At 63.0% G+C, this 12,576-nt stretch carries 11 protein-coding genes; all 11 read right to left on the reverse strand.

Annotated features, from left to right (window positions below):
* Positions 1 to 44 precede the first annotated feature (44 nt).
* Positions 45 to 833 carry a ParA family protein gene (locus tag CRO75_RS03425; RefSeq protein ID WP_007922498.1) on the reverse strand — a complete coding sequence of 263 codons (789 nt, stop codon included), beginning with the start codon at positions 831 to 833 and terminating at the stop codon, positions 45 to 47.
* Positions 834 to 883: 50 nt separating this feature from the next.
* Positions 884 to 1,768: a flagellar motor protein MotD gene (gene motD / locus CRO75_RS03430; RefSeq protein ID WP_007922499.1), complete on the reverse strand. Its 885-nt coding sequence runs from the start codon at positions 1,766 to 1,768 to the stop codon at positions 884 to 886.
* A gap of 15 nt (positions 1,769 to 1,783) precedes the next feature.
* The gene (locus CRO75_RS03435; RefSeq protein WP_007922500.1) at positions 1,784 to 2,524 is read right to left on the reverse strand and encodes a flagellar motor protein; all 741 of its coding nucleotides are present in this window, start codon (positions 2,522 to 2,524) and stop codon (positions 1,784 to 1,786) included.
* Positions 2,524 to 3,654 (reverse strand): chemotaxis response regulator protein-glutamate methylesterase, encoded by a 1,131-nt coding sequence (locus CRO75_RS03440; protein ID WP_092418067.1) that lies wholly within the window; start codon positions 3,652 to 3,654, stop codon positions 2,524 to 2,526. The genes CRO75_RS03435 and CRO75_RS03440 overlap by 1 nt, the downstream gene beginning before the upstream one ends.
* 49 nt (positions 3,655 to 3,703) lie before the next feature.
* Positions 3,704 to 5,995 carry a chemotaxis protein CheA gene (locus CRO75_RS03445; protein WP_097134449.1) on the reverse strand — a complete coding sequence of 764 codons (2,292 nt, stop codon included), beginning with the start codon at positions 5,993 to 5,995 and terminating at the stop codon, positions 3,704 to 3,706.
* A 27-nt stretch (positions 5,996 to 6,022) separates the two neighbouring features.
* A complete protein-coding gene (locus CRO75_RS03450) occupies positions 6,023 to 6,811 on the reverse strand; it encodes a protein phosphatase CheZ (protein ID WP_009042749.1) in 789 nt (262 codons plus the stop codon).
* 29 nt (positions 6,812 to 6,840) lie between these two features.
* Entirely contained in the window at positions 6,841 to 7,212 is a 372-nt protein-coding gene (locus CRO75_RS03455; RefSeq protein WP_003183998.1) for a chemotaxis response regulator CheY, read from the reverse strand.
* 160 nt (positions 7,213 to 7,372) lie between these two features.
* Positions 7,373 to 8,113: an RNA polymerase sigma factor FliA gene (gene fliA / locus CRO75_RS03460; RefSeq protein WP_007922505.1), complete on the reverse strand. Its 741-nt coding sequence runs from the start codon at positions 8,111 to 8,113 to the stop codon at positions 7,373 to 7,375.
* Positions 8,110 to 8,940, reverse strand: a complete 831-nt coding sequence (gene fleN / locus CRO75_RS03465) for a flagellar synthesis regulator FleN (protein WP_007922506.1) — start codon at positions 8,938 to 8,940, stop codon at positions 8,110 to 8,112. The genes fliA and fleN overlap by 4 nt, the downstream gene beginning before the upstream one ends.
* Positions 8,941 to 9,058: 118 nt before the next feature.
* A complete protein-coding gene (gene flhF, locus CRO75_RS03470) occupies positions 9,059 to 10,375 on the reverse strand; it encodes a flagellar biosynthesis protein FlhF (RefSeq protein WP_009042748.1) in 1,317 nt (438 codons plus the stop codon).
* A gap of 11 nt (positions 10,376 to 10,386) precedes the next feature.
* A complete protein-coding gene (flhA, locus tag CRO75_RS03475) occupies positions 10,387 to 12,516 on the reverse strand; it encodes a flagellar biosynthesis protein FlhA (RefSeq protein WP_009042747.1) in 2,130 nt (709 codons plus the stop codon).
* Positions 12,517 to 12,576 lie beyond the last annotated feature (60 nt).

The raw sequence follows: 12,576 nt of genomic DNA on the forward strand, positions 1-12,576 counted from the left end.
GGTTTATCGGCCAGACCGGCAGCAGACTTGAATGCTCCGCCACGTCAGGCCACCTGCGGGACAAGTTGCTGGGCCAGCAAGTGCTTGAGCAAGGCGCGATAGGCCAGCACGCCGCGGCTCTTGCCGTCGAACTGCGAAGGCGTCAGCCCGGCCCGGCTGGCATCGCGCAGGCGCGTGTCGACCGGGATGTAGCCTTGCCAGATCTCATCCGGGAACTTGTCGCGCAGCACCCGCAAGGTGCCCAGGGACGCCTGGGTGCGGCGGTCGAACAGGGTCGGCACGATGCTGAACGGCAGCGCCTGTTTGCGCGAGCGGTTGATCATCGCCAAGGTATTGACCATGCGCTCCAGGCCCTTGACCGCCAGGTGCTCGGTCTGCACCGGGATCACCAGTTGCTGGCTCGCCGCCAAGGCATTGACCATCAGCACGCCAAGCAACGGCGGGCTGTCGATCACCGCATAGTCGAAATCCTGCCACAACTGCGCCAGGCTCTTGGCGATCACCAGGCCCAGGCCGCTCTGCCCCGGCGACTGGCGCTCCAGGGTAGCCAGCGCGGTACTCGAGGGCAGCAGGGAAATACGTTCGTCGCTGGTCGACAGCAGCAACTGCCCGGGCAAGCCCTCGGGGACACTGCCCTTGTGCAGGAACAGGTCGTAGTTACTGTGTTCCAGGCTGTCGGGGTCATAGCCGAAGTAGCTGGTCATGGAGCCGTGGGGGTCGAGATCGACCACGACCACGCGCTTGCCCGCCTCGGCCAGCAACCCGGCTAAAGCGATGGAACTGGTGGTCTTACCGACGCCACCCTTTTGATTGGCAACTGCCCAGACTCTCATTCAGATTGTTCCTCCCGGCAGGCACGGGCCAGCCGAGAAATAGCACCCAGTTATAAAGCCGGTGACGGAGAATTGACGGCACTCTCGCGTCCCGGCGTCTTGACTGACGTAGGTGCAGTTTGTGTGCCAGCACGCTTCAATGCCGCATCCGGTGTCGCATGGGCGGTGCCGGTGCCCGTCAGGCTGCGGCGTACGTCGAGATTGCGCGACACCACCAGCACCACCCGACGGTTGCGGGCACGGCCATCGGCCGTCGCGTTATTGGCTACCGGCTGGAACTCGCCGTAGCCGACCGACGCCAGGCGCTGCGGATTGACCCCCTGCATCGCCAGCATCCGCACGATGCTCGCCGAGCGGGCCGACGACAGCTCCCAGTTGGTCGGGTACTGCGCGGTCTGGATCGGCTGGTTGTCGGTAAAGCCTTCGACGTGAATCGGGTTGTCGAAAGGTTTGAGGATCGCCGCCACCTTGTCGATGATGTTGAACGCCAGGTCGCTGGGCATGGCATCGCCGCTGCCGAACAACAGGCTGGAGTTGAGTTCGATCTCGACCCACAGCTCGTTGCCGCGCACGGTCATCTGGTTGGAACTGATCAGGTCGCCAAAAGCCGCGCTGATATCGTCGGCGATGCTTTTCAGCGGATCGCTGGCACCGGCGATACCGGCATCGGTCTGCTCGCTGTCCTTGACCAGCGGCTTGGCCGGGGTCACGGTCTGGGGCCGCTCCTCACCGATGGGAATCGGTTTGAGGGCGCGGTCCGAATCGGTGAACACGCCGATCAGCGCTTCGGAAATGACCTTGTACTTGCCCTCGTTGATCGAGGAGATCGAGTACATGACCACGAAAAAGGCGAACAGCAAGGTGATGAAGTCCGCGTAGGACACCAGCCAACGCTCATGGTTGACGTGTTCTTCATGCCGGCGACGACGGGACATAGTCCATTACCCCCATCAATCCATGAAGCCTTGCAGCTTCAACTCAATGGAACGAGGGTTTTCACCTTCGGCAATCGACAGGATTCCTTCAAGCAACATTTCGCGATAACGCGACTGGCGCAAGGCTATGGACTTGAGCTTGGCGGCGATCGGCAGCAACACCAGGTTGGCGCTGGCCACGCCGTAGATGGTGGCGACGAAGGCCACGGCGATACCGCTGCCCAGTTGCGAAGGGTCGGCCAGGTTGCCCATCACATGGATCAGGCCCATGACCGCACCGATGATGCCGATGGTCGGCGCGTAGCCGCCCATGCTTTCAAAGACTTTTGCCGCTTCGATGTCGCGGCTTTCCTGGGTGTAGAAATCCACTTCCAGGATGCTGCGGATGGACTCCGGCTCGGCACCGTCCACCAGCAGCTGCAGGCCCTTGCGCGAATAGGTGTCGGGCTCGGCATCGGCCACGCCTTCCAGGCCCAGCAGGCCTTCCTTGCGGGCGGTCAGGCTCCAGTTGACGACACGATCGATGCCCCCCGGCAGGTCGACCCGCGGCGGAAACAGGATCCAGCCGAGGATCTGCATGGCGCGCTTGAAGGCGCTCAGCGGCGATTGCAGCAACGCCGCGCCGATGGTCCCGCCCAGCACGATCAGCGCCGCCGGACCATTGGCCAGGGCCGACAGATGACCGCCTTCGAGGTAGTTGCCACCGATGATGGCGACGAACGCCATGATGATCCCGATGAGGCTTAGAACATCCATCAGAGACAGGCCTCGACCAGATGCTTGCCAATGTCGTCCAGGCCGTACACCGCATCCGCCAGCTCCGCCTTGACGATCGCCATCGGCATCCCGTAGATCACACAGCTCGCCTCATCCTGGGCCCAGACCGCGCTACCGCCCTGCTTGAGCAGGCGCGCGCCTTCGCGGCCGTCGGCGCCCATGCCGGTGAGGACCACCGCCAGAACTTTGTCGCCGTAGGACTTGGCCGCCGAACCGAAGGTGATGTCCACGCACGGCTTGTAGTTCAGGCGCTCGTCGCCCGGGAGGATTTTCACCGCGCCACGGCCGTCGACCATCATCTGCTTGCCGCCCGGTGCCAGCAGCGCCAGGCCCGGACGCAGGATGTCGCCATCCTCGGCTTCCTTGACGCTGATCCGGCAAAGCTTGTCCAGGCGCTCGGCGAACGCCTTGGTGAAGGCCGCCGGCATGTGCTGGATCAGCACGATCGGCGCCGGGAAGTTGGCCGGCAACTGGGTCAGCACCCGCTGCAGCGCCACTGGACCACCGGTAGAGGTACCGATGGCCACCAGTTTGTAGGCCTTGCGCTTGGGCGCCGGCGACGACGCGCCAGCGGCCGGCGTGCGGGCGGGAATCGGCGCCGGAGCCGGGCGCGCCGGGGCCGTGCCGCCGAAGCTGCTGGTGCTCGTTGGCGCAGGCTTCGGTGCCGCCGCCGGTTGTGGCGCCGGCGCACTGTAGCTGCTGAAACGACGGTTACTGCGCGAGATGCTATGGACCTTCTCGCACAGCAGTTGCTTGACCTTCTCGGGATTGCGCGAGATGTCTTCGAAGTTCTTCGGCAGGAAATCCACCGCGCCGGCATCCAGCGCATCCAGGGTTACCCGGGCGCCTTCATGGGTCAGCGAGGAGAACATCAATACCGGCGTCGGGCAGCGCTGCATGATGTGCCGCACGGCCGTGATGCCATCCATCATCGGCATCTCGTAGTCCATGGTGATCACGTCCGGCTTGAGTGCCAGTGCCTGATCGATCGCCTCTTTGCCGTTGGTCGCGGTACCGACGACCTGGATATTGATATCCGCTGAAAGAATTTCCGAGACGCGGCGGCGGAAAAAACCCGAATCATCCACCACCAGGACCTTGACTGCCATAAACACTCCGTTAGGCGGGGCAAGGCAAATGGCCCCGCCCCTCCGGTATTCAAATACGCCGTGCGGCGTAACGCTTGAGCATGCTCGGAACATCGAGAATCAGTGCGATGCGGCCGTCACCGGTAATGGTGGCGCCCGACATGCCCGGGGTTCCCTGGAGCATCTTGCCCAATGGCTTGATGACGACTTCTTCCTGGCCGACCAGTTGATCGACGACGAAGCCGATCCGCTGGGTGCCGACCGAAAGGATCACCACATGGCCTTCGCGCTGCTCTTCGTGAGCGGCGGAGCTGACCAGCCAGCGCTTGAGGTAGAACAGTGGCAGCGCCTTGTCGCGGACGATCACCACCTCCTGGCCGTCGACCACGTTGGTGCGCGACAGGTCCAGGTGGAAGATTTCGTTGACGTTGACCAGCGGGAAGGCGAACGCCTGGTTGCCCAGCATCACCATCAGGGTCGGCATGATCGCCAGGGTCAACGGCACCTTGATGACGATCTTCGAACCCTGGCCCTTGGTCGAGTAGATGTTGATCGAACCGTTGAGCTGGGAAATCTTGGTCTTCACCACGTCCATGCCCACGCCCCGGCCGGACACGTCGGAGATCTCGGTCTTGGTCGAGAAGCCCGGGGCGAAGATGAGGTTGTAGCACTCGGTGTCGCTCAGGCGATCGGCGGCATCCTTGTCCATCACCCCACGTTTGACCGCAATGGCGCGCAGGACATTCGGGTCCATGCCTTTGCCGTCGTCGGAGATCGACAGCAGGATATGGTCGCCTTCCTGCTCGGCCGCCAGCACCACCTTGCCGCCACGGGACTTGCCCGCCTCCTCGCGCTCTTGCGGCGACTCGATACCGTGGTCGACGGCGTTGCGCACCAAGTGCACCAGCGGATCGGCCAGGGCCTCGACGAGGTTCTTGTCGAGGTCGGTCTCTTCGCCGACCAGCTCCAGGTTGATCTCTTTCTTGAGCTGGCGGGCCAGGTCGCGAACCAGGCGCGGGAAGCGCCCGAAGACCTTCTTGATCGGCTGCATCCGGGTCTTCATCACCGCGGTCTGCAAGTCGGCCGTGACCACGTCGAGGTTCGACACGGCCTTGGACATGGCTTCGTCGCCGCTGTTGAGCCCCAGGCGCACCAAGCGGTTACGCACCAGCACCAGCTCGCCGACCATGTTCATGATTTCGTCCAGCCGCGCGGTATCGACCCGCACGGTGGTTTCGGCTTCGCTGACCGGTTTTTCCGCCGGGGCGGCAGCCGGAGCACGAGCGGGCGCCGCAGCAGCGGCTGGAGCCGGTTTTGGCATTTCGGCCTTGGCTTCAGGCTTCTTCACCGCGGGCTTGGCGACGGCGGCAGGCGCCGGAGCCGTGACGGCCGTTGCGCTACCCACGGTCGCCGCGGCAGCGGGCACTTCAGAGAACTTGCCCTTGCCATGCAGCTCGTCGAGCAGGGATTCGAATTCCTGGTCGGTGATCAGGTCGCTACCGGCGGCGGCCGCGCTTGGCGCAGCCGGCGGTACCGCCGCCGCCACCGCGGAGTCCAGCGCATCGACCGCAAAGTTGCCTTTGCCATGCAGCTGGTCCAGCAGGGCTTCGAATTCGTCATCGGTGATTTCGTCGCTGGCCGCGGCTTTTTCCGCAGCCGGCGCCGTGGCCGAAGGGGCCACCGCATCCGGTGCGAACTGGCCCTTGCCATGCAATTGATCGAGCAGCGACTCGAACTCGGCATCGGTGATTTCGTCGCTGGCCGCTTCGCTGCCGGCAACGGGTGCCGCAGGGGCAACAGCAGCCGGAGCTTCGGCCTCGGCCTTGACGGCATTGAGCGAATCGAGCAGCTGCTCGAACTCGCTGTCGGTAATATCGCCGGACTCGCTTTCGGTCGATTCGGCGACCGGCTCGGCAACGGCTTCAACAACTGTCTCAACCTCGGCCACCGGCGCGGCGACCTCCTCGGCCCCCGCAGGCTCGGCCAGGCGGGCCAGGGCAGCCAGCAGCTCCGGGGTGGCGGCGGTGATCTCGGTACGCTCGCGCACCTGGCCGAACATGCCGTTCACCGCGTCCAGCGCCTCGAGCACGACGTCCATCAGTTCCGCGTCGACGCGGCGCTCACCCTTGCGCAGGATGTCGAACACGTTCTCGGCGATGTGGCAGCACTCCACCAGCTCGTTGAGCTGGAGGAAGCCGGCGCCCCCTTTTACAGTGTGAAAACCGCGAAAAATTGCGTTGAGCAGATCCGCATCGTCCGGCCGGCTTTCCAGCTCGACCAGTTGTTCGGACAGTTGCTCTAGAATCTCGCCGGCCTCAACCAGAAAATCCTGAAGGATTTCTTCATCGGCGCCGAAGCTCATTAATGGGTGCTCCTACTAGGTCTGAGCCTAAAATCCAAGGCTGGAAAGCAAATCGTCGACATCGTCCTGACCGGATACAACGTCTTCACGTTTATCGGCATGAATCTGCGGACCTTCACCCTTGGCCAGATGTTTTTGCGGATCTTTTTCAGCGAGGATCGATTCACGGTCATGTTCGATGCCGGCAAAACGATCGACCTGGCTGGCCATCAGGACCAGTTTGAGCAGGTTGCTCTCGACTTCGGTGACCAACTGGGTCACGCGCTTGATCACCTGACCGGTCAGGTCCTGGTAGTCCTGCGCCAGCAGAATGTCGTTGAGGTTGCTCGATACCGCGCGCGTCTCTTGCTCGCTGCGGGTCAGGAAACCGTCCACCCGGCGGGCCAGGTCGCGGAATTCCTCGGCGCCCAGTTCGCGGCGCATGAAACGCCCCCAATCGGCGCTCAGGGCCTGGGCTTCGCTGCTCAGGCCATTGACCAGCGGGGTGGCGCTCTCGACCAGATCCATGGTGCGGTTGGCCGCGGCCTCGGTCAGCCTGACCACATAGGACAGGCGCTCGGTGGCATCCGTGATCTGTGAAACTTCCTCGGCTTGCGGCATATGCGGGTCAATCTGGAAATTGACGATGGCGCTATGCAGCTCGCGGGTGAGCTTGCCGACCTCCTGGTACAGGCCGCGGTCACGGGTCTGGTTGAGCTCATGGATCAGTTGCACGGCTTCGCCGAACTTGCCTTTTTCAAGGCTGTCGACCAGTTCGAGTGCGTGTTTTTTCAGGGTCGATTCGAAATCGCCCAATGAAGATTCGTTGTGCTCCATAGCTCCCCCGTGGCGGAATGATTCCACTCTCAACCGATGCGTTCGAAGATCTTCTCGATCTTCTCTTTCAACGCCTGGGCCGTGAAGGGCTTGACCACATAACCGTTTACGCCGGCCTGGGCCGCTTCGATGATCTGTTCGCGCTTGGCTTCAGCGGTCACCATGAGTACCGGCAGGTGCTTGAGTTTTTCATCGGCGCGCACATGGCGCAGCAGATCGATACCGGTCATGCCGGGCATGTTCCAGTCCGTTACCAGAAAGTCGATGCTCCCACTGTTGAGGACCGGAATGGCGGTGGTGCCATCGTCAGCCTCGACCGTGTTGGTGAACCCCAGGTCACGCAACAGGTTTTTTATGATCCGCCGCATCGTTGAGAAGTCATCAACGATGAGGATTTTCATGTTCTTGTCCAATTCGACCTCCAAGCAGTCTTAAACGCGTCCAGCACCTGAACGCGCCATTCAATCAATCAGGCAGAGCACTCAACGACTGCATGGAATACACACCGCAAGCCCGGCCACGTCGTGCCAGTCTCGTCCGCAGTGTCCCCCACACTGCCTGTCAGCGCGCTCGCCACTCTCCCAAACGCCCCCGCAAACGGGCCGCGCACTGGCTGTGTAACTGGCTGACCCGCGATTCGCTGACCCCCAGGACCTCACCGATTTCCTTGAGGTTCAGCTCTTCGTCGTAGTACAGCGCCAAGACCAGTCGCTCACGCTCCGGCAAATTGGCAATCGCGTCCGCCAGCGCAGCCTGGAAACGTTCGTCCTCCAGGTCGCGCGACGGCTCGAGATGAGCACTCGCGCCATCCTCATGCAGCCCTTCATGCTCGCCGTCCTGCAACAGGTCGTCGAAGCTGAACAGGCGACTGCCCAAGGTGTCGTTCAAAATCCCGTAATAATCGTCGAGACTCAATTGAAGTTCGGCCGCAACTTCATGATCTTTAGCGTCACGACCGGTTTTAGCTTCAATTGCGCGAATGGCATCGCTCACCATCCGGGTATTGCGATGTACCGAACGCGGCGCCCAGTCACCTTTACGGACCTCATCGAGCATCGCACCGCGGATACGGATACCCGCGTAGGTCTCGAAACTCGCGCCCTTGCTCGCGTCGTACTTGGTCGACACTTCGAGCAGACCGATCATCCCGGCCTGGATCAGGTCTTCGACCTGGACACTGGCCGGCAGGCGCGCCAGCAAGTGATAGGCAATACGCTTGACCAGAGGCGCATAGCGCTCGATCAATTCGTACTGGCTGTCACGTGCCGACTTTTTGTAAAGGTTGTAGCCGCTGGCGCTCATAGCACCGGTCCCGCTGTCTGATGCACGAGCCGCTCGACGAAAAATTCCAGATGTCCGCGTGGGTTGGCCGGCAACGGCCAGGTATCGACCTTCTGCGCGATGGCCTTGAACGCCAGCGCGCATTTCGAACGCGGAAACGCCTCATAGACCGCACGCTGCTTTTGCACGGCCTTGCGCACGCATTCGTCGTAAGGCACGGCGCCGACATATTGTAGGGCCACGTCCAGGAAGCGATCCGTGACCTTGGTCAACTTGGCGAACAGGTTGCGCCCTTCCTGCGGGCTCTGCGCCATGTTGGCGAGCACGCGGAAGCGGTTCATGCCGTAGTCGCGGTTGAGCAGCTTGATCAGCGCGTAGGCGTCGGTGATCGAGGTCGGCTCGTCGCAGACCACCAGCAACACTTCCTGGGCCGCGCGGACGAAGCTGACCACCGAGTCGCCGATGCCGGCGGCGGTGTCGATCACCAGCACATCGAGGTTGTCGCCGATGTCGCTGAAGGCCTGGATCAGGCCGGCATGCTGCGCCGGGCTCAGATGAACCATGCTCTGGGTGCCGGACGCCGCCGGCACGATACGGATTCCACCCGGCCCCTGGAGCAGCACATCGCGCAGCTCGCAGCGGCCTTCGATCACGTCGGCGAGGGTCCGTTTGGGGGTCAGCCCCAATAGCACGTCGACGTTGGCCAGGCCCAGGTCGGCGTCCAGCAGCATGACGCGCCGGCCGAGCTCCGCTAGGGCCAGGGACAAGTTCACTGACACGTTAGTCTTGCCGACGCCACCTTTGCCGCCGGTCACCGCGATCACCTGTACGGGATGCATGCTGCCCATGTTCTTTCTTTACCTTGTCTTACTTAGACGGGGCCACATAACTGGCTGCGCGTTCACCAACGGAACAATGCCTGGCAGACCATCGATGTAGGTACATTGCAATCTTTTCATGATTCCCTCAGCCAACCCGCTTGGTCGGGTTGTGGTAGAGGTCAGCGAACATGTCAGCCATGGCTTCTTCGCTGGGTTCTTCCTGCATCTGCACGCTCACCGCACGACTGACCAGCTGGTGACGGCGCGGCAAGTGCAGATCGTCCGGAATCCGCGGGCCATCGGTCAGATAGGCAACGGGGAGTTCGTGACTGATCGCCAGGCTCAACACTTCACCAAGGCTGGCGGTTTCATCCAGTTTAGTCAGGATGCAGCCGGCCAGCCCGCAACGCTTGTAGCTGTGGTATGCGGCGGTTAGAACCTGTTTCTGGCTGGTGGTTGCCAAGACCAGATAATTTTTTGCCCGGATGCCACGTCCGGCCAGGCTTTCCAGCTGCATACGCAGGGCCGGGTCGCTGGCTTGTAGGCCGGCGGTGTCGATCAGCACCACGCGCTTGCGCAGCAGCGGATCGAGGGCTTGCGCCAGGGACTGGCCCGGGTCGACATGGGTCACCGAGACGTTGAGGATCCGGCCCAGGGTCTTGAGCTGCTCCTGGGCGCCGATGCGGTAGCTGTCCATGCTCACCAGCGCGATGTTCTGCGCGCCGTACTTGAGTACGTAACGGGCGGCCAGCTTGGCCAGGGTGGTGGTCTTGCCCATGCCAGCGGGGCCGACCATGGCGATCACACCGCCCTCCTCCAGTGGCTCGACTTCCGGGGTCGCGATCATCCGCGCCAGGTGGGCCAGGAGCATGCGCCAGGCCTGGCGGGGTTCGTCGATTTCAGTGATCAGCGCCAGCAGGTCGCGGGCCAGCGGACCGGACAAGCCGATACGCTGCAGGCGCCGCCACAGGTTGGCCTGTTCGGGCCGGCTGCCTTGCAGCTGGCTCCAGGCCAGGGAGCCGAGCTGGACTTCCAGCAGCTCGCGCAGGCCGTTGAGTTCAAAACGCATCGAGTCCAGTGCCCGCTGATCGACAGCCGGCGCAGCGACCACCGGGGCCGGGCGCTGGGGCTCGTTGAACGTAGGTTCGATCAGCGGCTCGGCGGCGGTCAGCGGCAGGCCGGCGAACAGCTGGCGATTGGTGCTGGCATCGCCGTCGCCACGCAGGCTCAGTTCGGCCTGGGCGGTGACAATGCGCGACTGAGTCTTGCGCAGTTCGTCCTCGAGCTCCATGTTCGGCACCCGTGGCGCCAGCGCCGACAGCTTGTAATCCAGGGCAGCCGTCAGCTCGACACCGCCGGCGATGCGGCGATTGCCAATGATGGCGGCGTCGGCGCCCAGCTCATCACGAACCAGCTTCATGGCCTGACGCATATCGGCGGCGAAAAAACGCTTAACTTGCATAACCCACTACCTCAGCCGTTGGGCCCTACTGTCGCAACGATGGTCACTTGCTTGTTGTCAGGGATTTCCTGGTACGCCAACACGTGCAAGCCCGGGACCGCCAGGCGCCCGAACCGCGAGAGCATCGCGCGGACCGGACCGGCTACCAGCAGAATCACCGGTTGACCTTGCATTTCCTGGCGCTGCGCGGCTTCGATCAACGAACGCTGCAGCTTCTCAGCCATGCTTGGCTCCAACAGGACACCCTCTTCCGAGCCTTGTCCTGCCTTCTGCAGACTATTGAGCAAAATCTGTTCCAACCTGGGTTCCAAGGTGATCACAGGCAGCTCGGACTCAGTGCCTACAATGCTTTGCACGATGGCACGCGACAATCCGACACGCACCGCGGCCACCAAAGCGGCAGTATCTTGACTCTTGGCGGCATTGTTCGCGATGGCCTCGGCAATGCTGCGGATATCGCGCACCGGCACCTGTTCGGCCAGCAGCGCCTGCAGCACCTTGAGCAGCTGGGACAACGAAAGCACGCCCGGCACCAGCTCTTCCGCCAGCTTCGGCGAGCCCTTGGCCAGCAATTGCAGGAGCTGCTGGACTTCTTCGTGGCCGATCAGCTCGCTGGAGTGCTTGTACAGAATCTGGTTGAGGTGGGTGGCGACCACGGTGCTGGCGTCGACCACGGTGTAGCCCAGCGACTGCGCCTGGGCGCGCTGGCTGATCTCGATCCACACCGCCTCCAGGCCGAAGGCCGGATCTTTGGCGTTGATGCCGTTGAGCGTGCCATAGACCTGCCCCGGGTTGATCGCCAGCTCGCGATCCGGGTAAATCTCGGCCTCGGCCAGGATCACCCCCATCAGCGTCAGCCGGTAAGCGCTGGGCGCCAGGTCGAGGTTGTCGCGAATATGCACGGTGGGCATGAGGAAGCCCAGGTCCTGGGACAGCTTCTTGCGCACGCCCTTGATCCGCGCCAGCAATTGCCCACCCTGGTTGCGGTCCACCAGGGGAATCAGGCGGTAGCCGACTTCCAGGCCGATCATGTCGATCTGGGTCACATCGTCCCAGCCCAGCTCCTTGGTTTCCTGGGCGCGGGCCGGCGATGGCAGCAGTTCCTGCTGGCGCTTGACCTCTTCCAGCGCCTTGACCTTGACCACGTTCTGGCGCTTCCAGAACAGGTACGCGCCGCCGGCCGCCAGGGCCGCCATGCTCAGGAAGGAAAAGTGCGGCATGCCCGGCACCAGGCCCATCACCGCCATCAGGCCAGCGGCGACAGCCAGGGCCCGGGGCGAGGCGAACATCTGCCGGTTGATCTGTTTGCCCATGTCTTCGGAACCGGAAGCACGGGTCACCATGATCGCGGCCGCGGTGGACAGCAGCAGCGATGGCAATTGCGCCACCAAACCGTCACCGATGGTCAGCAAGGCGTAGACCCGGCCGGCATCGCCGAAGGACATGTGGTGCTGGAAGATACCGACCGCCATGCCGCCGATCAGGTTGATGAACAGGATCAGCAGGCCGGCGATGGCGTCACCGCGGACGAACTTGCTGGCACCGTCCATGGAACCGTAGAACTCGGCCTCCTGGGCCACTTCCGAGCGGCGGGCCTTGGCCTGGGCCTGGTCGATCAGGCCGGCGTTGAGGTCGGCGTCGATGGCCATCTGCTTGCCCGGCATCGCATCGAGGGTGAAACGCGCGCTCACCTCGGAAATCCGCCCGGCACCCTTGGTCACCACCACGAAGTTGATGATCATCAGGATCGCGAACACCACGATACCGACCACGTAGTTACCGCCGATCACCACCTCGCCGAAGGCCTGGATCACTTTACCGGCGGCGGCGTGACCGTCCTGGCCGTGGAGCATCACCACCCGCGTGGAGGCCACGTTCAGTGCCAGGCGCAACAGGGTCGCCACCAGCAGGATGGTCGGGAATACCGCAAAATCCAGCGGCCGCAGGGCATACACACAGACCAGTAGCACGACGATCGACAGGGCGATGTTGAAGGTGAAGAACACATCCAGCAGGAACGGCGGCACCGGCAGCATCATCATGGCCAGCATGACCAGCAGCAACAGCGGCACCCCCAGGTTCCCCCGACTGAGGTCGGCCAGGTTAGTGCGAGCCGTACTGATTAACTGAGAGCGATCCACCGGTATTCCCCGTTCCCTTGAAGCAAACTTTTGACGCCTGGAGGCGGCGCAGGGCGGGTA

This window comes from Pseudomonas sp. LAMO17WK12:I10, from assembly GCF_900215185.1.
Taxonomy (GTDB): Bacteria; Pseudomonadota; Gammaproteobacteria; order Pseudomonadales; family Pseudomonadaceae; genus Aquipseudomonas; species Aquipseudomonas chlororaphis.

Coding starts and splice junctions, on each gene's coding strand:
- motD (WP_007922499.1), bottom strand. CDS start 1,768: ATGTCCCGTCGTCGCCGGCATGAAGAACACGTCAACCATGAGCGTTGG.
- CRO75_RS03435 (WP_007922500.1), bottom strand. CDS start 2,524: ATGGATGTTCTAAGCCTCATCGGGATCATCATGGCGTTCGTCGCCATC.
- fliA (WP_007922505.1), bottom strand. CDS start 8,113: ATGAGCGCCAGCGGCTACAACCTTTACAAAAAGTCGGCACGTGACAGC.
- CRO75_RS03425 (WP_007922498.1), bottom strand. CDS start 833: ATGAGAGTCTGGGCAGTTGCCAATCAAAAGGGTGGCGTCGGTAAGACC.
- fleN (WP_007922506.1), bottom strand. CDS start 8,940: ATGGGCAGCATGCATCCCGTACAGGTGATCGCGGTGACCGGCGGCAAA.
- flhF (WP_009042748.1), bottom strand. CDS start 10,375: ATGCAAGTTAAGCGTTTTTTCGCCGCCGATATGCGTCAGGCCATGAAG.
- CRO75_RS03440 (WP_092418067.1), bottom strand. CDS start 3,654: ATGGCAGTCAAGGTCCTGGTGGTGGATGATTCGGGTTTTTTCCGCCGC.
- CRO75_RS03455 (WP_003183998.1), bottom strand. CDS start 7,212: ATGAAAATCCTCATCGTTGATGACTTCTCAACGATGCGGCGGATCATA.
- CRO75_RS03445 (WP_097134449.1), bottom strand. CDS start 5,995: ATGAGCTTCGGCGCCGATGAAGAAATCCTTCAGGATTTTCTGGTTGAG.
- CRO75_RS03450 (WP_009042749.1), bottom strand. CDS start 6,811: ATGGAGCACAACGAATCTTCATTGGGCGATTTCGAATCGACCCTGAAA.